Source organism: Geothrix sp. 21YS21S-2 (assembly GCF_030846775.1).
In the GTDB taxonomy this organism is placed as follows: domain Bacteria; phylum Acidobacteriota; class Holophagae; order Holophagales; family Holophagaceae; genus Mesoterricola.
In genome coordinates this window covers 4,893,006-4,914,862 of sequence record NZ_CP132910.1, presented here as the reverse complement: position 1 = coordinate 4,914,862, position 21,857 = coordinate 4,893,006, and the positions used below count along the sequence as shown (strand labels likewise).

The 21,857-nt window shown below is 67.6% G+C and carries 20 protein-coding genes and 1 pseudogene; 19 read left to right on the top strand and 2 right to left on the bottom strand.

Annotated elements, in window-relative coordinates; translation table 11 throughout:
- The first annotated feature begins 42 nt into the window (after positions 1–42).
- From RAH40_RS21540 to RAH40_RS21525, 4 genes and pseudogenes are all read left to right on the top strand, one after another.
- Positions 43–639 (top strand): protein-L-isoaspartate(D-aspartate) O-methyltransferase, encoded by a 597-nt coding sequence (locus RAH40_RS21540; protein WP_306599692.1) that lies wholly within the window; start codon positions 43–45, stop codon positions 637–639.
- Between the two features lie 165 nt (positions 640–804).
- Complete coding sequence (locus RAH40_RS21535) at positions 805–3,861, top strand: DUF3857 domain-containing protein (RefSeq protein ID WP_306599691.1); 3,057 nt, start codon at positions 805–807, stop codon at positions 3,859–3,861.
- 102 nt (positions 3,862–3,963) lie between these two features.
- Positions 3,964–4,781, top strand: a pseudogene (locus tag RAH40_RS21530) (helix-turn-helix domain-containing protein).
- A gap of 184 nt (positions 4,782–4,965) precedes the next feature.
- Complete coding sequence (locus RAH40_RS21525) at positions 4,966–5,421, top strand: GxxExxY protein (protein WP_306599690.1); 456 nt, start codon at positions 4,966–4,968, stop codon at positions 5,419–5,421.
- 58 nt (positions 5,422–5,479) lie between these two features.
- Here the strand turns inward: RAH40_RS21525 and RAH40_RS21520 are convergent, their stop codons facing one another.
- Positions 5,480–6,418: a D-2-hydroxyacid dehydrogenase gene (locus RAH40_RS21520; RefSeq protein ID WP_306599689.1), complete on the bottom strand. Its 939-nt coding sequence runs from the start codon at positions 6,416–6,418 to the stop codon at positions 5,480–5,482.
- A 2-nt stretch (positions 6,419–6,420) separates the two neighbouring features.
- Positions 6,421–7,305: a lipoyl synthase gene (lipA, locus tag RAH40_RS21515; protein ID WP_306599688.1), complete on the bottom strand. Its 885-nt coding sequence runs from the start codon at positions 7,303–7,305 to the stop codon at positions 6,421–6,423.
- A gap of 39 nt (positions 7,306–7,344) precedes the next feature.
- Here lipA and RAH40_RS21510 point away from each other — a divergent pair, with 39 nt between their 5' ends.
- From RAH40_RS21510 to RAH40_RS21440, 15 genes are all read left to right on the top strand, one after another.
- Positions 7,345–8,109: a ScpA family protein gene (locus RAH40_RS21510; protein ID WP_306599687.1), complete on the top strand. Its 765-nt coding sequence runs from the start codon at positions 7,345–7,347 to the stop codon at positions 8,107–8,109.
- Between the two features lie 4 nt (positions 8,110–8,113).
- Positions 8,114–8,578: a hypothetical protein gene (locus tag RAH40_RS21505; protein WP_306599686.1), complete on the top strand. Its 465-nt coding sequence runs from the start codon at positions 8,114–8,116 to the stop codon at positions 8,576–8,578.
- Positions 8,575–9,114 carry a hypothetical protein gene (locus RAH40_RS21500; protein ID WP_306599685.1) on the top strand — a complete coding sequence of 180 codons (540 nt, stop codon included), beginning with the start codon at positions 8,575–8,577 and terminating at the stop codon, positions 9,112–9,114. Before RAH40_RS21505 ends, RAH40_RS21500 begins: the two co-directional genes overlap by 4 nt.
- The gene (locus RAH40_RS21495) at positions 9,111–10,607 is read left to right on the top strand and encodes a PAS domain-containing sensor histidine kinase (RefSeq protein WP_306599684.1); all 1,497 of its coding nucleotides are present in this window, start codon (positions 9,111–9,113) and stop codon (positions 10,605–10,607) included. Before RAH40_RS21500 ends, RAH40_RS21495 begins: the two co-directional genes overlap by 4 nt.
- The gene (locus tag RAH40_RS21490; RefSeq protein ID WP_306599683.1) at positions 10,600–11,949 is read left to right on the top strand and encodes a sigma-54 dependent transcriptional regulator; all 1,350 of its coding nucleotides are present in this window, start codon (positions 10,600–10,602) and stop codon (positions 11,947–11,949) included. Before RAH40_RS21495 ends, RAH40_RS21490 begins: the two co-directional genes overlap by 8 nt.
- Positions 11,950–12,124: 175 nt before the next feature.
- Positions 12,125–13,084 carry a hypothetical protein gene (locus RAH40_RS21485; protein WP_306599682.1) on the top strand — a complete coding sequence of 320 codons (960 nt, stop codon included), beginning with the start codon at positions 12,125–12,127 and terminating at the stop codon, positions 13,082–13,084.
- Between the two features lie 29 nt (positions 13,085–13,113).
- Positions 13,114–13,890 carry a hypothetical protein gene (locus tag RAH40_RS21480; RefSeq protein ID WP_306599681.1) on the top strand — a complete coding sequence of 259 codons (777 nt, stop codon included), beginning with the start codon at positions 13,114–13,116 and terminating at the stop codon, positions 13,888–13,890.
- 42 nt (positions 13,891–13,932) lie between these two features.
- On the top strand, positions 13,933–14,709 hold the full coding sequence (locus tag RAH40_RS21475) for an inorganic diphosphatase (RefSeq protein ID WP_306599680.1): 777 nt from the start codon (positions 13,933–13,935) through the stop codon (positions 14,707–14,709).
- A 58-nt stretch (positions 14,710–14,767) separates the two neighbouring features.
- On the top strand, positions 14,768–15,421 hold the full coding sequence (locus RAH40_RS21470) for an adenylate kinase (RefSeq protein WP_306599679.1): 654 nt from the start codon (positions 14,768–14,770) through the stop codon (positions 15,419–15,421).
- Between the two features lie 225 nt (positions 15,422–15,646).
- The gene (locus RAH40_RS21465) at positions 15,647–16,972 is read left to right on the top strand and encodes an OprO/OprP family phosphate-selective porin (protein WP_306599678.1); all 1,326 of its coding nucleotides are present in this window, start codon (positions 15,647–15,649) and stop codon (positions 16,970–16,972) included.
- 99 nt (positions 16,973–17,071) lie between these two features.
- Complete coding sequence (locus RAH40_RS21460) at positions 17,072–17,545, top strand: CYTH domain-containing protein (protein WP_306599677.1); 474 nt, start codon at positions 17,072–17,074, stop codon at positions 17,543–17,545.
- A gap of 50 nt (positions 17,546–17,595) precedes the next feature.
- Positions 17,596–19,161, top strand: a complete 1,566-nt coding sequence (locus tag RAH40_RS21455; protein WP_306599676.1) for an SLC13 family permease — start codon at positions 17,596–17,598, stop codon at positions 19,159–19,161.
- Complete coding sequence (locus tag RAH40_RS21450; RefSeq protein WP_306599675.1) at positions 19,158–19,853, top strand: hypothetical protein; 696 nt, start codon at positions 19,158–19,160, stop codon at positions 19,851–19,853. The genes RAH40_RS21455 and RAH40_RS21450 overlap by 4 nt, the downstream gene beginning before the upstream one ends.
- 35 nt (positions 19,854–19,888) lie before the next feature.
- Positions 19,889–21,169: a DUF4010 domain-containing protein gene (locus RAH40_RS21445; RefSeq protein WP_306599674.1), complete on the top strand. Its 1,281-nt coding sequence runs from the start codon at positions 19,889–19,891 to the stop codon at positions 21,167–21,169.
- Positions 21,170–21,211: 42 nt separating this feature from the next.
- Positions 21,212–21,850: a hypothetical protein gene (locus RAH40_RS21440; RefSeq protein ID WP_306599673.1), complete on the top strand. Its 639-nt coding sequence runs from the start codon at positions 21,212–21,214 to the stop codon at positions 21,848–21,850.
- Positions 21,851–21,857 lie beyond the last annotated feature (7 nt).

Below are 21,857 nucleotides of genomic sequence, written 5' to 3'. Positions count from 1 at the left end.
CCGTCATCATACGCCCAGGATCCCGACCTGGCGCGTCAGGCAATGGTGAAAAACCAGATCGAGGCCCGGGGCGTGGACGACCCCCGGGTGCTGGAGGCCATGGCCACCCTGCCCCGCCACCGCTTCGTGGACGCTTCCCAGGAGGCCGCGGCCTACGAGGACCATCCCCTCCCCATCGGGCGGGGCCAGACCATCTCCCAGCCCTACATCGTGGCCTTCATGGCCGAGGCCCTGGCGCTCTCGGGCACCGAGAAGGTGCTGGAAGTGGGCTGCGGCTGCGGCTACATGGCCGCGGTGCTGGCCAGGCTCTGCCGGAAGGTGTTCGGCATCGAGCTGGAGGCGGACCTTTTGCGCAGGGCCGCCGCGAACCTGGAGGACCTGGGGGTCGCCAACGCCACCGTGCGCTGCGGCGACGGCAAGCTGGGATGGCGGTCGGAGGCGCCCTTCGACGCGATCGTCGTCAGCTGCGCGGCGGACGTCATCCCGCCGGACCTGTGGGAGCAGCTCGCGGAGGGGGGGCGGATGCTGCTGCCGCTGGCGGTGCATCCCACGCACCAGGACCTGGTGCTGGTGCACAAGACCGCCGCGGGGGCGGTCACGAGGAACCTGCTGCCGGTGGTGTTCGTTCCGCTGCGGTGACCGGTCGGACCGGACCGTGCGACAATCGACCTGATTCCCCTTCTCCCATCCCGGCATCGCCAGGTTTTCGGCCCTCGAACCCGTGCCATCCCGCCCGGAGGCCCCATCGGCAGGGAGGGGCTTCCCGCAGCAGGTCCAGGGTCCCCAGCCAGGCGAGGTCAAGCGATGCCCATCAAGTTCCTCCTGTGCGCCGCAGCCTTGGCGTTCCTGTGCCCCTCCCTGCGGGCGCAGACGGAAGGGAGGCCCCAGGCGGAGGCGGCCGTCTTCGACCACAAGAAGACCCGGGTGACCTTCGAACTGGACGGGACCTCCGTCCAGGAGATCTCGGCCGAGGCCCGGGTGCTGAACGAGGGCGGGGTCAAGGCGCTCGCCATCCTCAAGCTCCCCTACCTCACCGGCTCCCAGGCCCTCGACGTGGACGCGGTCCGGGTTCGCAAGGCGGACGGCACGGTGGTCACGACCCCCGATCAGAACATCCAGGACCTGCCCGCCGAGATCTCCCGCACGGCGCCGATGTACAGCGACCTCCACGAGAAGCACGTCCTGGTCAAGGGGCTGGGCGTCGGAGACGTCCTGGAGTTGGCCTACCGCCTGAGGACCATCAGGCCCGAGTTCCCCGGACACTTCTGGTTCCAGTACAGCCCATCCGAGACCGACGCCACCCGGGAGGAGACCCTCGAAGTCCGCGTGCCCCCCGCCGTCGGGCTCAAGGTGAACAGCCCGGCCTGGAATCCGGTGGTGGCGACCCTGGGCGGCTACCGGGTCTACACCTGGACCCGCGTCACGGCTGCGCCGGCGGCCAAGGCGCCGGTCCGCAGGATGGAAGCGCCCCTTCCCGCCGTGCAGCTTTCCAATTTCCAGTCCTGGGAGGAGGTGGGCCGGTGGTTCTGGGACCTCCAGCGTCCGCGCATCGCCCCGACGCCCCGGCTCCAGGCGAAAGCCGCCGAACTCACGCGGGGATTGGCGAGGGACGAGGACAGGATCCGGGCCCTCTACGATTTCGTGGCCCTGAAGTTCCACTACATCTCCATCTCCTTCGGCCTCGGACGGTACCAGCCCCACAGCGCGGACGAGGTGCTGGAAAACGGCTACGGCGATTGCAAGGACAAGCACTGCCTGCTGACGGCCCTGCTCAAGGCCGCGGGCTTCGAGGCCTGGCCGGTGCTCATGGGCGCCGGCGGCCGCCTGGACCCCGGCATGCCTTCGCCGGGCGCCTTCAACCATGTCTTCACCGTCGTCCCCCTGGGGAAGCGCCTCCTCTGGATGGACTCGACCCAGGAGGCGGCCCCGATGGGCTTCCTGAACTTCTTCGAACGGGACCGGCAGGGGCTGGTGGCGCCCCCGGAAGGGCCGGCCTCGCTGCGCCTCGTCCCGGCCGACGACGCCTTCAGGACCGGCGTCGGGATCCTGACCCGGGGAGCCTACCAGGCCGATGGCACCTTCAAAGGCCACACGGAACAGACCTGCACCGGCGACTTCGACCTGACCATGAGAACCTTCTTCCGGTCCTGCCCACCCGCCCAGTGGAAGGAGATTCTCAAGGCGAACACCGCCATGCCCGGCACCTCCTGGGAGATGGAGAACCTGGTGCCGTCGCCGATCGAGGCCACCGGAGAACCTTTCCATTTCGGCTTCGACCTCACGGTCCGGAGCACCCTCGGGGACAATCCCGACCGCATCATCGTTCCGCCCCTGGGCCGGCTCGAGTCCTTCCAGCTTCCGCCGAGCGACGCGAAGATCCCGCTGGTCCTGGGCTTCCCCGGGGAATACCGCATGAGGGCGGAAATGACCCTTCCCAAGGGCTGGCAGCCCGCCCTGCCCGCGCCCGTTTCGTTGACCTGCCCCGTCGCGGACTTCACCGCCACGGCCACGATGAAGGACGGAACCCTCACCGTGGAGAAGGTGCTGGTGTCGAGGGTGGCCGAAGTCCCGGCCCGGGACATGGACACCTTCCGGGAATTCCTGGCGGGGGTCCGCAGGGAAGGGATGGCCTTCCAGGCGCTCAACGGCAACGGCGCCGCCAGGCCCGCCGGCCCCCGGGCGGAGAACCGGTCGCCGCACGAGATCCAGGGCAGCGTGTTCCTCGACCAAGGCAAGCCGGCACAGGCCATCGGGGAATTCCAGCAGGCGCTGGCGGCCGACCCGGACAGCGTCATGGGGCACTTCGGCCTGGCCGCCGCCTACGCCCTGAAGCACCAGGGCGCCGAGGCCGTGGCGGAAGGGATGAAGATGCTCCGCCTGGCCCCCCGGGCCATCCAGCCGGCCGAATTCCTGGGGCGGACCTTCTACGCCCAGCTCCTGCCCGGGGAGACGCGGGAATACCTGACCGAGGCCGTGCGGACCATGCCGGAGGCGGTCAAGCTCCGTTTGTTCCTGGGCTGCACGCTCGTTAAGACGGACCGCCGGGTGGAGGGCCTGGAGACCCTCAAGGCCCTCCTGGCCGGGGACCACCCGGACAAGGAAGACCTGAACGAAGCGGCCTACGCCTTGGCCGAGGCGGACCTGGACCTGGACCAGGCCCTGGCGTGGTCCCGGAAGGCCGTCCAGCTCATCGAAGGGGAGTGCGCCGGCCTGACGGTCCTGGACCGGGCCTCCCGGAACAAGCTGCAGACCCTGGCCAATTTCTGGGACACCCTGGGCTGGATCCATTTCCGGCGCGGAGAGCAGGCCCCGGCGATCCGGTTCCTGGAGGCCGCCTGGGCCCTCGGCCAGCATTGGGTCCCGGGCGACCACCTCGCCCAGGCGTTCCAGAAGCAGGGCCGGAAGGCGGAGGCGGAGGACCTGTTCCTGATGGCCTCCGTCTGTCCAGGGGCGGAACTGGGGATCATCGGTCCGCACTACCAGGCCCTCACGGGGAGACCCTTGCCTGAGCGGAGGCCGGATGCCGAGCTGAAACGGGTGAAGGCCCGGACCTACCTCCTGCCTTCCAGGGCGAAGGGGGACGGCTACGCGCAGTTCGACGTGAAGCTTTCCGGGAAGGGCTTCGAAGGCGCAAGCTTCGTGTACGGGTACGCGGCCCTCAAGGCCGACGCGGACAAACTCGGGCAGGTCGACTTCCGGAAACTGTTCCCGGACGAAGGCCCGCAAAGGATCCTTCTGCGGGGCATCCTCACCACCGGCGGCAAGGCGTCACGTTTCATCGTCACCCCCCTGGAGGAGGCGCTGCAGACGGCGCGGATCCCAGGCAAGGAGGCAGCCGCCAAAAGGCCGTCCAAGCGGTGAGCCGGGCCCAGGGGCCTGCGTTCGCGAACCCCCTGGTGCAGGCCGCCAGAAATACGTGTAAGGCCAATTCATCTCGTCGCATCCAAGTGGCAGGTGAGAGATTTGGTGCAAGTGGGGCGAGTTGATTTAACTGGGGAGCAATTCAGACGGCTTGAGGAAATGGCGCGGAGCCGGACGTTGTCTGCACGCAGGGTGCTGCGGGCCAAGATCGTTCTTCATCGAGCTTCCGGCGAGTCCTTTCGCGACATCGGCCAGGCTTTGGGCTGCGATCATCGGACCGCTTGGCAATGCCTCAAGCGATGGGAGGAAGCGGGCTTCGAGGGTCTCGAGAGGGAACGCCCAGGTCGAGGCCGGAAGTCTTGGGTGATCGCCTTGAAAGGGCAAGAGGTGCTCCAGAAGACAACGCAGGAACAGCCCGTCAATGCCACGCACTGGAGTCGGGCCTCCATGGCGCAGGCCACCGGGGTGAGCGTAGACGAGAAGAGCCAGATCCAGGCCCTGGACCGGACTCAGCCTGGCCTACCGATGAAGAAAGGTCGCTGCGGCACCATGACGCACGACTGCAAGCGCAATGGCACGACCACCCTCTTTGCGGCCATGACCACGCTGGAGGGTACGATCCGGCGGTCAAAAGCTGGTTGAAAGACCATCCGAGGGTCCACGTTCACGTCACCCCCACCCGTTCATCGTGGTTGAACAGGGTGGAGCGATTTTTTCGGGACATCACGGAGAACCGCATCCGCAGGGGCATAATTAGGTCCGTCCCGGAACTCGAAGTACCGATCCACACCAATATCGCGAGACACAATGCCAATCCGAAACCATTTGTTTGGACAGCGTCCGCGAGTGATATCCTCGCCAAGGTGACCCGAGCGCGGCAGGCCCTGGCGGCCATTCGGACGGCCTCTGCCAAGGGTTGACGGCGAACCTGCCTTTATCTTTCCCTCGGTATCCTCGGCCTCCTTGGCGCCTCGGCGATGGGCTTTTCGAACGGTGCTTCGGCGCAAGTAATCTTTGCGCCGACAGATGCTTGAGAAAGCCATCGCCGAGGCGCCGAGGAGGCCGAGGATACCGAGGAAGGAATTCTGGCCTGAACGTCCCGCCATGGTTGAGCGCACGCCTGACCCGAAGGGGGAGGTCATGGGTCGGCATTGGGGTGAAGATTGGGGCGACAACCATCCCCATCGGGATATCACCGAAGCCATCATTCTCGCTGCCATCAGGGTGCAGATCGTTCTGGGGCCTGGACTCCTGGAAAATGCCTGCAAGGCTTGCCTCGCCCATGAACTCAGGTTGGCCGGACACCAGGCCCTTCGCGAGGTTCACCTCGATATCACCTACAAGGGCTTGTGCGTCGAGAATGCCTACATCATGGATCTCGTCGCGGACCACAAAGGGGTCATCGAGGCAAAGGCCATCGCCACGTTTTCGGACGCGGACTTCGCCCAATTGAACAGTTGCCTCCACTTCGCCAACTCCAAAGCGGGCCTGCTGATCCATTTCCATAACTGGCCCCTCAAAGACGGGGGCATCAAGCGACTCGTCAACACCAAGCCCTGACCTGGAACTGGGGTGAAGGTGCTGGACAAGGTGTTACCTGTTCTTCTGGCGGCCTACACTAGTACCCCAGCTTCCGGTCCACCGCGCCTTCGATCGCCAGTCCTTCCGCGAACCTCCGCAGGTTCGGCAGCAGGTCAGGAACCATGGCCCGGGGCGTGGACGGTCCCGAGTGGTGGGGCGTGACCGTCACCTTCGGGTGGCCCCAGAGGGGCGAATCCGCTTCCAGGGGTTCGGAAGGGAAGACATCCAGGACGGCCCGGCCCAGCCGCCCCGCGTCCAGGGCCTCGATCAGGTCGGGGACCACCACCTGCTCGCCCCGGCCCACGTTCACCAGGGTGAGCCCGCCGTGGCCGTGGGCAAGCAGGCGGGCGTCCACGAGGCCCCGGGTTTCCGGGGTCAGGGGGGCGCAGAGGACCAGCAGGCGAGCTGCCGGTAGCAGGTTCGGCAGGTCGGCGGTGCCGTGGAGCGGGAATTCCAGGTCCTCCCGGGGGGTCCGCACGAAGCCCCGCACGTCCAGGCCCAGTTCCCTAAGCGAACGGCCTATCTGCCGGCCGATGCGGCCGAAGCCCACCACCAGGGCGGTGCGGCCGGTGAGGTCCTCGGGGATGAGCCGGGGGTTCCAGGCGCGCGCCGTCTGGGCCTCCCGGCATTCGTCGGGGCGCTGGGCGCCGGCCAGGAGGTGGAAGGCCACGTAGCGGGCCATCCAGAGGCCGAACTGGCCGTCGGCCCGGGTGATGGGTACGCCGGGGGGGATGGAGGGGTCGGCCACCAGATGGTCCACCCCGGCCCCGCTGTTCTGCACCCAGGCCAGCCGGGGCATGCGAGCGGCCAGGCCCTCGGGAAGCTTCCACGCGAAGAGGCCCTCGGCCTCCGCCAGCCATTCGGCCTCGCCGGCCTCCCGGGGGTGCCAGCCGCGGATGTCCAGGCGGGGTTCGGCCTCCCGCAGGGCGGGGACCCAGTCCATGTGGCGGTGGTGGATGACGGCCAGTCGTCGCATGCTCATCCCTGGTAGCTGTCCTGCGCGTGGTAGCTGCTGCGCACCAGGGGGCCCGATTCCACCCGCTGGAAGCCCATCTCGAGGCCCTTGCGCCTATACATGTCGAACTCGGCGGGTTCGACGTACCGCGCCAGGGGCAGATGCAGGGGGGAGGGGGGCAGGTACTGGCCCAGGGTGGCGATGTCCACGGAGGAGTCCCGCCAGTGGCCCATGAGGTCCAGCACCTCCTCGGGGGTCTCGCCCAGGCCCACCATGATGCCGCTCTTGACGCGCAGGGCGGGGGCGGCGGCGTCCCGGTGGCGGGCGGCGCCGGCCAGGACCCGCAGGCTCTGGGCGTAGTCCGCGTCGGGGCGCACCCGCTTGTACAGGCGCTCCACGGTCTCGACGTTGTGGTTGAGGACCTGGGGGGCGGCCTCCAGCACCGTCGCCAGGCAGGCCTCGCTCCCGCTGAAGTCGGGGATCAGCACCTCCACCCCGCAGCCCGGCACCAGGGTGCGGATCCAGCGGATGGTGGCGGCGAAGTGGGCGGCGCCCCCGTCGGGGAGGTCGTCCCGGTTCACGCTCGTGACCACCGCGAAAGCCAACCCCAATGATGCCACCGCTTCGGCCACGCGCTGGGGCTCGCCGGGGTCCACCTCGCCCGGGCGGCCCTTGCCCACGTTGCAGAAGCCGCAGTGCCGGGTGCACACGTCGCCCAGCAGCATGAAGGTGGCGGTGCGATGGATTCCCCAGCATTCGTGGAGGTTGGGGCACCGGGCCTCCTCGCAGACGGTGACCAGGCGGTTCGACCGCACCAGGGCCTCCACCTCGGCCACCACCTCGGGAGCCGGGACCTTGATCTTCAACCAGTCGGGACGGGGGCCGGGGAGAACGGGGGGACGCGCCATAGGAGTCAATCCTACCGCACTGGGCTACAATGGACTGCCATGACCGACACCCCCCGAGAGCATCCCGCCTTCGAGCCCCCGAAGGGCTTCGAGACGAAGTTCCGCGACCTCGAGCTGCATCTGGCCTCCTTCGACGGCCCCCTGGACCTGCTCCTGCACCTGATCCGGGAGCAGAAGCTGGACATCCTGGACCTGCCCATGGCCTCGGTGACCCGCCAGTACATGGACTACCTGCTCCTCATGGAGGAGCTGAACCTGGAGATCGCCGCGGAGTTCGTGGCCATGGCCGCCCACCTCCTGCAGATCAAGAGCCGCATGATGCTCCCCCGGCCCCCCGCGGACGAGGGCCTGGAGGATCCCCGCGAGGACCTGGTGCAGCGCCTCCTGGACTACCAGCAGGTGAAGGAGGCCGCCAAGGAGCTCTCCAGCCGCGAGACCGAGTGGCAGAAGGTGGTCTTCGCGCCGGGGCTGGACATCCGGGACCACGCACGGGTGGAGGAGGAGCCCATCAAGGCCAACCTCTTCGACCTGCTCGCGGCGTACCGGGACGCCCTCAAGCGGCTCCTGCCGCCCCCGCCGGTGCAGGTGCGCACCCCCCCCAAGACCCTGGACCAGCGCATCGCCGAGGTCACCGCCTTCCTCCTGGACGGGCGGTGGGAGGCCTTCGGCGGGCTCCTGGCCACCGCCGGCTCCCGGGAGGAGCTGGTGCTCACCTTCCTGGCCCTCCTGGAGATGGTCCGCACCGGGCGGATCCTCCTGGTGCAGTCGGAAGCCTTCGGCGAAATCCGGGTTCGCGCGGCCTAGCATCGTGACCCGCGAACCCAGCCCCTCCCTCGCAAAGGCCTTCCGCATCGCCTACGTCATCGGCCTGTTCATCTGCGTGGCCTGGCCCCTGCTCCTGCAGCTCATGCTGGGCACGGCCATCCGGCCCGGGGCGGCGCCCCCGGACGGCGTGGTGCAGCAGCTGGGCTACACCTTCACGGGGCTGACCTTCGCGTCGGCGTTCTTCGTGACCTGGCGCTGGAGCAAGGTCCGGCGGACCTTCGGGAGCCTGGAGGAGGCCCGGCGCCCCGGAACCGTGATCCGTGAGACCATCCTCTACGCCGCCCTGTTCGAGCTCAGTTCCCTCTACGGAATCGTCTACTACGCCCTGGGGGGGCCGCCGGCCGAGCGCTACGCCCGGTCCTTCATCGCCCTGACCACCGTCATGTTCTTCGTCTTCGTCCCCCGATTCCAGGCCTGGCGGGAAGCCGCCCAGGAGGAGCGCCCATGAGCGAGAATTCCGCCCACGACAAGACCGATCCCGGCATCCCCACGGATCCCGACGCCACGCAGGTCCTGAAGACCGGGGCGCCCAGGCTCCAGGACACCCAGCCCATGCGGATCATCCCGCCCCCCCCGAGGCAGGAGGCCGTCACGACCCAGTCCCTCCCCGTCGTCGCGCCCCTGCCCGAGGCGCGCCAGGCGCCGGCGCGGGCCTCCCGGCCCCTGCTCTGGATCTTCGGCATCCTGGCCGTGGCGATCCTGGGCGGCACCGTGGCCTACTACTTCCTCTATCCGGGCGGGGAGGCCCCGGCCCCGGCGCAGGCCCGGGAGGAGATCCCCGCGGTCCTCGTCCCGTACCTGGACAAGGCCGCCCAGGGCGACTCCGGCGCCATGCGCATGCTGGGGACGATGTACTACAACGGCCTGAACGTCCCCATGGACCGCAAGGAAGGCGTCAAGTGGTACCGGAAGGCCGCGGCCGCCGGGAGCGTGGCGGCCCGCAAGGACCTGGAGCAGCTGGGTCTGGCGGTGGACGAGAAGTGAGCCCCTCCGAGACCCCCCTTGCCAAGCTCCTCGCGGACCAGGCCTACGACGGCCTCTTCCCCAACCTCTACGACTGGATCTACGTGGTGGGGGTCTCCGAGGCCGGGGAGCTCACCTTCGAGACGGTGAACCCGCCCCTGGGCGGGGGCTCGGGGTTCCTGCTCCCGGAGTTCACGGGCAAGACGCCCGCGCAGTGCCTCCCCCCCGAGAGCGCCGAGCTCCTGGTGAACCACTTCAGCCGGGTGCTGGCCGAGGAGCGGCCCCTCCTGTACGAGGAGGAGCACGTGGTGGAGGGCCGGGCCCGGAGCTTCCAGACCACTCTCACCCCGGTGCGGAACAAGTGGTCGCGCATCCACCGCATCGCCGCCGTATCCCGGGACATCACGGCCCTCAAGGAGGCCGAGGCGGCCCTCCACGCCTCCGAGGAGCGGCTCAACCTGGCCCTGGAGGGCACCCAGCAGGGCCTCTGGGACTGGAACCTCGCCAAGGGCGAGGTGTACCGCAGCCCCCGCTGGTTCTCCATGCTGGGGCTCACCCCCGCGGGCGTGCCGCCCACGCTGGAGGGCGGACTCGCCCGGATCCACCCCGAGGACCGCCTCCAGGTGGAAGGGGCCATGAACGCCCATCTGGAGGGGCGGCAGGCCACCTTCCAGGTGGAGTACCGCATCCTGGGCGGGACCACGGACTGGATCTGGGTCTTCGACGCGGGCAAGGTGGTGGCCTGGGACGACCAGGGCCGCCCGGCCCGCATGACGGGCATGTGCACCGACATCACCGAGCGCAGGCGCGCCGAGGAGTCCCTGCGGGCCCTGGTGGGCGGCGTCGTGCACGAGATCCGCAACCCCGTCTACGGCATCTCCATAAACCTGGACGCCATGGAGGCCACCTTCGGGGAGGAGCCGCGCTACATGCCCTTCGTGGCCGCCCTGCGGGAGAGCGCCGAGCGCATCTCCAGCCTCATGAACGACCTCAAGGACTACGGCGAGCCCCGCACGCTCAACCCCGAGCCCTGCCTCCTGAAGGCCCTGCTGGAGGAGGCCGCGCGCAGCTGCGAGTCCCAGGCGGCGCGCCAGCAGGTTGACCTGGGCATCCACCTGGAGAACCCCCACCTGGTGCTGCCGCTGAACGGGCGCCGCATGCACCAGGTCTTCCGGAACCTCATGGAGAACGCCCTCCACCACTCCCCCCCGGGCGGGAAGGTGGCGGTGCGGTGCCGGAGGGACCGCAGGGAGGACCACGAGTGGTGGATCTTCACCGTGGAGGACCAGGGGCCCGGCTTCGCCCCCGACACGCAGGCCCGGGCCTTCGAGCCCTTCTTCACCCGGCGCAAGGGGGGGACGGGCCTGGGCCTTTCCATCGTCAAGCGGGTGGTGGAGGAGCACGGCGGGTCCGTGGAACTGGGCAACCGCACCGGAGGCGGAGCCATCGTGACCGTCAAGCTTCCGGCCCCCCGCAGGGTCGCCACCCTCATGCAGGACCCCGACCATGACTGACCCCAGGATCCTCCTGATCGAGGACGACCCCTCCGTGCGCCACGGCATGGCCGCCTTCCTCCGCGCCAACGACCTCGAGGTGCAGGAGGCCGAGAACTGCAAGCAGGCCATGGAGCTCTACCGCAGCGGCAACCCCGACGTGGTCGTGGCCGACTACAGCCTGCCCGACGGCACCTCCCTGGACATCCTCGCCCAGGTCAAGCGCCTGAACGAGAGCACCCCCTTCATCATCCTCACCGCCCACGGCTCCATCGACCTGGCCGTGAGGGCCATCAAGGAGGGGGCGGAGCAGTTCCTCACCAAGCCCGTGGAATCCAAGGCCCTCCTCGTCATCGTGCGCCGCCTGCTCCAGCAGCAGCGCCTGCGCCACCGCCAGGAGGCCGCCAACCGCGACCGGGCCGGGATCATGAATCCCTTCCAGGGGGAGAGCCCGGCCATCCGCAGGCTGGAGGAGCAGGCCCGGCGGATGCTGGAGTGGGACAGCCCCATCCTCATTCTCGGGGAGACCGGCGCCGGCAAGGGCGTCCTGGCGCGGTGGATCCACTTCAACAGCCCGCGCGCCGAAGAGGCCTTCGTGAACCTCAACTGCGCCGGCCTCACCCGGGAGCTGCTGGAGAGCGAGCTCTTCGGGCACGAGCGGGGCGCCTTCACGGGGGCGGTCGCCGCCAAGCAGGGCCTGCTGGAAGTGGGCCACCGGGGCATCGTGTTCCTGGACGAGATCGGCGACATGGACCCCGCCATCCAGCCCAAGCTCCTCAAGGCGCTCGAGGAGAAGACCTTCCGGCGCCTGGGCGACGTGCGGGACCGGGTCGTGGACATCCGCCTCATCGCCAGCACGAACCTCGCCCTGGAGGACATGGTCCGCGCCAAGACCTTCCGGGACGATCTGTACTACCGCATCAGCACCCTCACCCTGCGCATCCCCCCCCTGCGGGAGCGCCCCCAGGACGTCCCCATCCTGGCCGCCACCATCCTGCAGTCCGTCGCCTCGCGCATGGGCCGGATGCCCGTGACCCTGAGCCCCCGGGCGGAAGCCGCCCTGCTGGCCTACCCCTGGCCGGGCAACATCCGGGAGCTGTCCAACGTCCTGGAGCGGGCCATGATCCTCCAGCGGGGGGACCAGATCGAGGCCGCGGACCTGGGCATGGAGGACCGGCTCTCGCCGCCCTCGGACGCCCCCGGGGAGCTGTCCACCCTCAAGGAGATGGAGCGCGCCCACATCGAGCGGGTCCTGCTGCGCACGGCGGGCAACGTCGCCGAAGCCGCCCAGATCCTCGGGCTGGCCAGGCGCACCCTCTACGACCGCCTGAAGATCCTGGGTCTCAGCCTCAACCGCTACTGAGCGGGTCTTCGCACCCCGCCTTGCGGAATTTCGCACACCGGCGCCCTCCTGCGGGGTGGAGCCGCGGTGTGATCTCATCCAGAATCAACAAATAATCACACCGCGGAAACTGGCGCGGGGTTTGCTCCAATAGGGGCATCCCAACGCGTACTCACTCATCCAAGGAGAGACGAACATGATCAGGAACATCGTGGCAGTTCTGCTGGTCGCGGGCACCGTGGCCACCGGAGGCTGGGCGGCCGCACCCGGACAGGCCAAGGCTCTCCATCTGCGCACCATCGAGAAGTATCCCGCACCCAGGCTGGAAAACGTGAACGGGCGGGAGGTGAAGTTCCTCCTCGACCCCGCCAAGCTCAAGGGCTCCCCTGCCGAAGTCTTCGCGACGGTCTGGAACCGGGTCAAGGCCGCAGGCGCCAAGCACGGCTTCAAGGTCACCGAGAAGGGCGACAATCCCCTCAAGATCGAGAACGCCTACAAGGAGTACTTCGACACGCCCGGCCAGGACCTCTGGAAGAAGGGCTACCTGGTGCGCATCACCCAGAAGTTCAAGAAGGGCGTCGCGGAATTCCAGGTGGGTCTCACCATCAAGGCCGTCAATCCCGATGCCAACCTCGCCCTGGCGACGCCCCTGAAGGTCGTGGGCGTGGACAAGGTGAAGGTCGAGGCCGAGGAGAACGCCGGCCCCGGCGCCGGCGGAATGCTGGACGGCTACGTCGAGAAGGGCGCCTCCTTCAGCGTCACCCTGGACAGCCTGGGCAAGCTCACCCTTGGCGATTTCGCCAAGTACATGCCCGAACTGGCCACCCTCGGCATCCCGGCGGACACGAAACTCGTGGGCAACCGGGCCTACTCCGTGCGCGTGAAGCCGGGCTCGGTGGAACTGGCCGGCACCGACGACTGCGGCTTCTCCTTCGAGGGGTGGTCCACGAAGCCCGGCGAGGCCCCCTACCTCTACGACGTCTCCCTCGGCTACGGCGACATCGACTACTACGACAGCCCCGCGCTCCACGAGGCCAGCGAGCAGTTCTACCAGAAGGTCATCCTCGGCGAGCTGGGCGACCTGGCCATGCCCCAGGCCGAGAAATGGGGCGGTTCCAAGGTGCGCAAGCTCATGAACAGGCCCCTCACCCACTGAAGTCCATTCCCACCCCTTTCCGGAGATCCATGACGATGCGAAACCTCTCCCGCAGTTTCACGCTGGGCGCCCTCGCGGCCTGCCTCGCCCTTCCCGGCTTCGCCCAGGCCGGGCCCGACAAGCTCGACGCGCTGTACGGCTACCTGTCCCAGCCCGCCTACATCAAGCACTACGAGGCCGACAAGAACGGCAAGGTGCTCATAAACCCCTACCTCCAGGTGGCCACCAAGGACTACCCCGCCATCCTGGACGCCAAGAACGCCCCGTACAACTGGGTGATCGACGCCGAAGGCCGCGTGGGCATCATCCAGGAAGCCGCCCATCCCCTGGGCCGCACCTACGCCAAGGGCTTCTTCCGCCCCGAGGACCAGTCCAAGCGCAAGCCCGGCACCACCGAGAACTACGGCCACGTCTCCGCCATCGCGGGCGGCCCCAGCCGCATCAGCGGCGAGATCAACTACGACAAGGCCACCAAGAGCTTCACCATCAACAACAAGTCCGGCCGCTACTCCAAGCACAACCCGGACCGCACCCCGGAGCAGATGGCCAACGCGGCCCGGCTGATCCAGGAAGTCGTGGACCCCGGCAAGACCCCCTGGGGCCCCACCTACTACCTGCTCGAATACGCCCCCGAAACCGTCCGCGAGGAGCTCATGAAGAGCCCCAAGCTGGCCTATGACGACCCCGCCAAGAAGAGCCGCCCCCACATCATCCTGGCCGTCGCCGCGGCGTCCGCCCCCGAGGCCGAGAAGCCCAAGACCAAGGCCAAGAAGGCCAAGGCCGCCCACAACGACGATCCGTCATAAGTCTCGCGCCCCATTGGCCCATCGAATAGGAGCTTGGAACACATGAAGACCCTTTTCTCCCCCCGCATCCTCCTCCCCGGGATCCTGCTCTGCCTGGCGGCCTCGGCCACGCCCCTGCCGGCGCTGCAGCCCGCCGACGTCACGGCCCAGGCCCACGTCCTCAAGGGCCGGAAGAACTTCCTCACCGGCTACGACCCCATCAACGTCGACGGCACCATCAACTGCGTCGTCGAGATCCCCGCCGGCACCACGGCCAAATTCGAGACCGACATCAAGACCGGCCTCATCGCCATCGAACAGAAGAACGGGGCCCCCCGGTACGTGCAGTACCTGGGCTACCCCTGCAACTACGGGGCGGTGCCCCGCTCCGTCCTGCTCAAGAGCAAGGGCGGCGACGGCGATCCCATCGACGTGCTGATCCTGGGCCAGTCGGTCCCCACCGGCTCCGTGGTCAAGGCCCGCACCCTGGGCATCCTGGTCCTCACCGACACCGGCGAGGTGGACAACAAGCTGGTGGTGGCCATGGAGGGTTCGCCCTTCTGGAACTGCAAGAGCATCGCCGACCTGGACGCCAAGTTCCCCGGCGTGACCACCATCCTCCAGACCTGGTTCACGTCCTACAAGGGCAGGGACAAGGAAGGCAAGCTGATGATGGCCTCCACGGGCTTCAAGGAGCGGGCCGAGGCGATCCGCTTCCTGGGCGACGCAATCCTGGACTACGAGAACTCCGTGACCACGGACGCCGACCGGCGCCCCCTGGACAAGGACGGCAATCCCAGCCTGTACCGCTGGCCCGGCGCGAAGAACCTGGGCGAATGACACGACCGGGGGGGGCGCCGCCCCCCCCTTTTTCTCGAACATCAAGGAGGCACAAACCATGCGCATCGTATTGCTGGGTGCGCCCGGCGCCGGCAAGGGCACCGTGGCCAAGCAGCTCACGGCCTACGACGGCTCCGTGCAGATATCGACCGGAGATCTCCTCAGGGCGGCCGTGAAGGCCGGAACCCCCCTCGGCCTTCAGGCCCAGGGCTACATGCAGCGGGGCGACCTCGTCCCCGACCGCCTCATCATGGGCATGGTCGAGCAGCGCTTCCAGGAACGGCCCGGAGAGGGCTTCATCATGGACGGCTTCCCCCGCACCATCCCCCAGGCCGTGTCGCTGGGCCTGCTCCTCAAGGGCCTGGACCTGCCCCTGCACATGGTGGTGAACCTGGTGGTCCCCGAGGAGGTGATCCTGGATCGCCTCTGCACCCGCCGCACCTGCTCCAACCCGGACTGCAACGCGATCTACAACCTGAAATCGAACCCGCCCGCCCCGGACGGCACCTGCCGCGCGTGCGGATGCAAGGTCATCCAGCGCGAGGACGAGACCCCCGAGGCCATCACCCGCCGCCTGGAGGTCTACCGGCAGCAGACCAACCCCCTCGTGGGCCATTACGACCGCACCGGCCTGCTGGTCACGGTGCGGGAGCTGGACACGGCCGCCATCGTGAAGACCATCGTCGGCGCCCTGACCGCGCAGGTGGGCTGAGCCGCCCCGTGCGCATTCCCGCAGGGGTTCTGCGCGGATTTCCGCACGGACGTCCCGGACGGATCCCCCCTCCTCAATACTCAATGCCTGTAAATATTTGACTTATCATCAATTTCAAACTTGGCACGCATCTTCCAATTCAGGTCCATTCCCTCTGGGAAACCCTCGTCTTCAACAAAGCCGGCGCGCCCGCGCGCCCCCCATGACCTACCGCTGGAGGTTCACATGAAGTTCTTCGTCACGCCCTTGGCCCTCGCCATCCTGGCGGGCCCCCTCGCCGCCCAGGCTCCCACCGACGCCGACAAGCGCATCGCCGATCTCGAGAAGAAGGTCGAGAAGCTCACCAAACTCGAGGCCAAGAAGTCCGACGAGTCCAAGGACGGCGGCTTCTACGTCAAGTTCGGCGGCCGCTTCCACCTGGACTCGGTCTTCTTCGACGGCAACAAGAACCGCCTGGCCAACGGCACCCAGCTGCGCCGCGGCCGCATCAGCTTCAAGGCCGGCTTCGGCAAGGACTGGGTCGCCGAAGGCGACTACGATTTCGCCGAAGGCGGTGCCTCCGTCAAGGACATGTGGGTCGGCTACCAGGGCTTCAAGGACACCCTGATCCAGGTGGGCCAGTTCAAGGCGCCCTTCGGCTTCGACACCCTCTCCTCCTCCAACGCCATCTGGTTCACCGAGCGCTCCTACAGCGACATCTGGACCCCCGACCGGCACGTGGGCGTCGCCGTCGCCAAGTGGGGCGAGCGCTGGCAGGCCAAGGCCAACTTCTTCGGCCAGGCCATCGACGACACCAACACCGCCGACACCAACGGCTCCGACCACGGCTGGGGCTATGCCGGCCGGGTCAGCGTGGCCCCCATCCTCGTCAACGAGTCCAAGGCCATCCACTTCGGCGTGGCCATGAACACCCGCACCCCCATCGCCGACTACAGCACCACCACCCTGGTGCCCGTGGCGGGCGAGGCCTATGCCATCGACTTCTCCGGCAGGCCCGAGGCCGGCAAGATCAGCAAGGCCAAGTTCCTGAACGCCAAGGTCGCCAACGTCAAGAACTACACCCAGACCGGCGCCGAGTTCGCGGGCGTGTGGAACGCCTTCTCCTGGCAGAGCGAGTACCAGCAGACCAAGGTCAAGCGCCGGGACGCCTTCGGCACCACCGCCGCCGCCCTCGCCGCCAGCGTCGTCGACCACACCTTCTCCACCTACTACGGCCAGGTGTCCTACATCTTCGGCGGCCGGCGCTCCTACAGCGCCCAGGACGGCCTGTTCGGCAAGGTCACCCCCAGCAGCAAGATGGGTGCCCTCGAAGTGGTGGCCCGCTACAGCAAGATGAACCAGGACGACCTCACCGCCATCGACGCCGTCAAGGGCGGCCAGGCCAAGAACATGTCCCTGGGCCTGACCTGGTACACCAACAAGAACATCCGCTGGATGGCCGACTACACCAAGGTCGACAACAACGAGAACGCCAAGCCCAAGGGCGTCTACGGCGGCATCGTCAACGACGACTTCTCCATCACGACCATCCGGCTCCAGGTCAATTTCTAGACCACCGCGCCCTTCCGGATAGGGCCCGCACCCAGGGCCCTTCCGGAAGGACTGTCCGCCGTGAAACACTCCAACCCGCACTTTGAATCAGGAGGCCCCGTGGCCAAGGAAATCGAACGCAAGTACCAGGTGAAGCTCGACGCGTGGGTCCCCCAGGGCGAAGGCATCCACTTCAAGCAGGGCTACCTCAATTCGCAGAAGGAGCGGGTGGTGCGCGTGCGCATCGAAGGCACCCGCGCCAAGCTCACCATCAAGGGCATCACCACCGGCGTAACCCGCTCGGAATTCGAGTATTCCATCCCGGTCGAGGACGCCGCCCTGCTGCTGGACAACCTCTGCGAGCAGCCCCTGATCGACAAGCACCGCCACAAGGAGGTGCACTTCGGCAAGACCTGGGAGATCGACGTCTTCCACGGCCTCAACGAGGGCCTGGTGGTGGCCGAGATCGAGCTGGCCTCCGAGGACGAGGCCATCACCCTCCCCGCCTGGGTGGGCCCCGAAGTCTCCAGCGACCCCCGCTATTTCAACTCCAACCTGCTTAAGAACCCTTACAATACCTGGAACAAGGCGTAATCAACCGCGGGCCGCCCCCAGGGGGGCGGCTCGCCTTTTCAGGCAGAGCGATGGCAGCTGAAGCACCCGCGGCGACTCCCGCCCACTCCCTCCAGGCCCTCCTGGACATGGAGAAGATGGTCCTCTCCTCCAAGACGAGAGAGGCCCAGAGCCCCACCGAGAAATGGATGCGCTACCTGGGATTCCCGGGGGGCATCCTGCTCTTCCTCCTCGTGTACTACCTCCCCGCGGGCGCCGGCCTGAGCGGCGCGGCCCAGACGGGCACGGCCTGCTTCGCGCTGGCCCTGGTGTGGTGGGTGACCGAGCCCTTCCCCACCTACGTCACGTCCCTGATCCTCATGTTCCTGCTCCTGGTCACGCGCACCTCCCCGGCCAAGCCGATCATGGACGTGCTGGGCATGGAAGTGATCTGGCTCAACCTGCTGGCCTTCATCCTCAGCTCCATGCTGGTGAAGACCCGCCTGGCCAAGCGCATGGCGCTGTGGCTCATCGTCAAGTTCGGCCGGAAGGCCTCCTGGGCCCTGCTGGCCTTCGTCATCCTCCAGCTGGCCCTGTCCCCCCTGATCCCGGCCACGGCGGCGCGCTGCGTCATGACCCTGCCCCTGATCATCGTGGTGGGCACCATCTACGGCTCCACCGAGCAGACCCCCAACAACTTCGGCAAGAACCTGCTTCTGCTCAACCTGGCGGGCATCTCGGTGCTCACCTCCGTCACCATGACCGGCTCCTCGGCCAACCTGGTGGCGGTGGCCTTCATCCAGAGCATGACCGGCCACCGGGTCTACTACATGGACTGGATGATCGCCGGGGCTCCCATCGCCATCCTCACCATGCTTATCATGTGGTTCGTGGGGCAGAGGTTCATCTTCCCCATCGCGGCCGGGGACCAGACCCCCAAGGTCGAGGGCGGCCTGGCCCTGGTGGAGGAGCAGCACCGCTCCATGGGCGCGTTCAGCTTCCAGGAGAAGAAGGCCATGGTCATCTTCGGCGTGGTGCTCTTCCTCTGGATGACCGACATATTCCACATGCGCTGGTTCGGCGTGGAGATCAGCGCGCCCTTCGCGGCCCTGATCGGCGCGGTGCTCGTGCTCTTCCCCCGCTACGGGGTGCTCCAGTGGAGCGAGGCGGACATCCCCTGGCACCTCCTCATCTTCTCCGCGGGCGCCTATGCCGGCGGCCTCGCCCTGGAGGACACCGGGGCGGCGGAATGGGGCGTCAGGACGCTGTTCGGAGGCATGAACCTGAAGTCCATCCCCTTCGGCGCGGCCTTCACCCTCATCACCGGCGTGATGATGTACAGCCACCTGCTCACCACCTCCAAGACGGTGCGCACCATCATCCTCATCCCGATCATCATCACGATGTCCAAGGCCCTGGGCTGGGATCCCGTGTCCATGGCCCTGCCCGCCGCGCTCTGCATCGACTGGGTGGTGGGCCTGCCCATCAGCGGCAAGCCCAACGTGATCCTCTTCTCCACGAACCAGTACACCGTGATGGACAACTTCAAGTTCGGCATGATCACGTGCACGGTGGGCATGGTGCTGCTGGTCATCTCGGCGGCCACCTGGTTCCACTGGCTCGGCATCACGCCTTCCTTCTGGGCGATGCCTAAATGAGCCGGCTCCTGCTTCCCCTCCTCCTCCTGGGCGCCGCCCTTTCAGCGGCCGAGATCCAGTCCTACGCCACCCGGGTGGAACTCTCCCCGGACGGCGCGGGCCGGGCAACCACCACGCTGGTGATCGCCGGCGCGGCGAACGAGACCGTTGAGATCCCCGTGGGCCTCAAGGCCTCCGGGTTCCTCCTCGCGAGCGGCCCGAAGGCACTCGGCCTGGAATCCCGCGGTGCGCTCGTGAAGGTCGTCCTGCCGCCGGAACCTGGCGTCTGGACCTGCTCCTTCACCTACACGGCCACCGGCCTGTTCTCGCCCGAAGCCGTCGCCGAGGGCGAAAAGGCCAAGATGCCCGGCTCCAGCCGGGTCGTGCGCGCCGCCTTCGTCAATACCTACGATGATCCCATCACCGCCTTCAGCCTCGAGGTGGTCCTGCCCGCCGGCTACCGGTTCCAGGCCATCAAGGAGGCCCTGCCCAAGCCCACCAAGAAGGAAGCGGAACCCCGCGTCCGCCTGGGAAGGGCCGACGGCCGCCAGACGGCGCTCCTGCAGGCCGCCGCCCTCAAGCAGGGCGATTCCACCTCCATGGTCCTGGAGGCGGTGCCTTCCAGCCGGTCCCTCCTGTGGCTCGTCGCGGGTCTGGGGATCGCCCTTCTCTATCTCTACATGTTCAGGGACACGGTCCAGTCCAGGCACTGAGACCGGCCCTGCCGCCCTTACTTCAAGAGGTCCCATTGCTGCCACCCCAGATCATCCCCTTCCTCCTCACCCTTGCCATGAGCACCCTGATCGGCATCGGCCTGCGGGAGTACTACGAAGGGGAGGGCAAGTACGACACCTTCGGCACCGTCCGCACCTTCATCTTCATCGGCATGCTGGGCTTCGTGGTCTACCGCATCCCGGCCCTGGGACCCTTCGCCTTCCTCATGGGGATGGCGGTCCTGGGGGCCTTCCTGGTGGTCTACTACCGGAACAAGGTCACCCAGCACGGCAGCCCCGGCCTCATCGGGGTGCTCATCGCCATGCTCACCTACAGCATCGGCCCGGTTGCCATCCATGAGCCGCACTGGTTCCTGGCGGCCCTGGGCGTGACGATCCTCCTGGTGCTCCACTCCAAGGGGCGCATCCGCAAGTTCACGGACCGCCTGGAGACGGGCGAGGTGGTCACGGCGTGCAAGTTCCTGGCCATCACCGGGGTCATCCTGCCGCTCATACCGGCCACGATCCCCGTGGAAGGCTGGGCCGCCAGGGTCTTCACCATCCTGCCGGTCACGCCAAGGCAGATCTGGATGGCCGTGGTGGTCACCACCGCCATCTCCTATGCCGGCTATGTCCTCCAGACCTACCTCTACCCCAAGAAGGGCATGCTGCTCACCGGGATCATCGGCGGGCTCTACTCCAGCACCATGACCACGCTCGTGCTCTCCAAGCGGACCCGGAACCTGCCCGGGGAGGCCCGGGAGACCGCCGCGGCCATCCTCCTCTCCACCCCCACCATGTATCTCCGGATCCTCATCCTGGTGGCGGCCTTCATGCCCGCGGGCGCCCTGCGCCTGACGGTGCCCTTCCTGGCGCTCTCGATCCTTGTGGCCGCCTACGCCTGGTGGGTCCGGGGCGGGCCCGCGCCCGAGGACGTCCCGGAGGCCGAGGTCGAGCTCAAGGAACGCAACCCGCTGGAGATCAACGCCGCCCTCCTCTTCGCCCTCATGTTCGTGGTCGTCACCGTGGTCACGAAGTTCGTCCTCATCTACTTCAAGGACCTGGGGCTGCGCATGCTCAGCTTCCTGGTGGGCGCCTCGGACATCGTGCCCTTCATCGTCTCCATCCTCCAGGGCAACCTGGGCATCTCCCAGCCGCAGGTCCTCCAGGCGATCCTGGTGGCCACGGCCAGCAACAACCTCATGAAGGCCGTCTACGCCTACCTCTTCGGCAACCGCCGCGCCGCCACCCTGGTGGCCGCGGGCATGGGCGGCGCCGCCGTCCTCTCCTTCCTCTACGTCGCCGTGGCGTTCTAGCCTCCGGCCCTCCCTTCCGACCTTTCCCAAAGGAGCCACACCATGGCCGATCCCTTCGCCAAGAACACCGCCACCTCCACCGAGGACGCCGCCAAGATCATCCCCCGCGCCGAGTTCCGCGTCTTCGGGCACGGGGTCATCGACCTGGTCAAGGGCAACATCTGGAACGGCAAGACCGTCCTGTTCCAGGCCCGCAAGATGCCCGCGGAGACCTACTTCCTCTCCACCCTCACCAACGAGGCCAACGTCAAGGTGCGCGACGGGCTCCTGGACATCAAGACCAAGGTCGGCGAGACCCCCGAGGGCTACGAGATCTTCCAGCCCCGCGGCAAGTTCCAGTTCCCCGTCAAGCGCGAGGACCTGGCCACCATCCTCTCCCACCTGAAGGTCGACACCGCCCTCGAACAGGACACCTACACCCTGGACGAGTTCGTCGCCTTCGCCCGCAGGCACCCTGCCCTGTGCCCCGTGAGCGTCGAGAAGATGCGCTACGGCTTCACCATCGAGGGGATCATCTGCGAGTACGCCCAGGTCTGGTTCAACGGCGCCCTGGTGGAATCCGCCTGCGCCGAGAGCGAGAACTACGAGGGCATGAAGAAGGTCGTCGAGGGCATGGGCATCGCCGCCATGCCCAACACCAACTACCTGAAGGCCGCCAAGAAGGTCGTCGGGATGGAGTAGGCTCCGC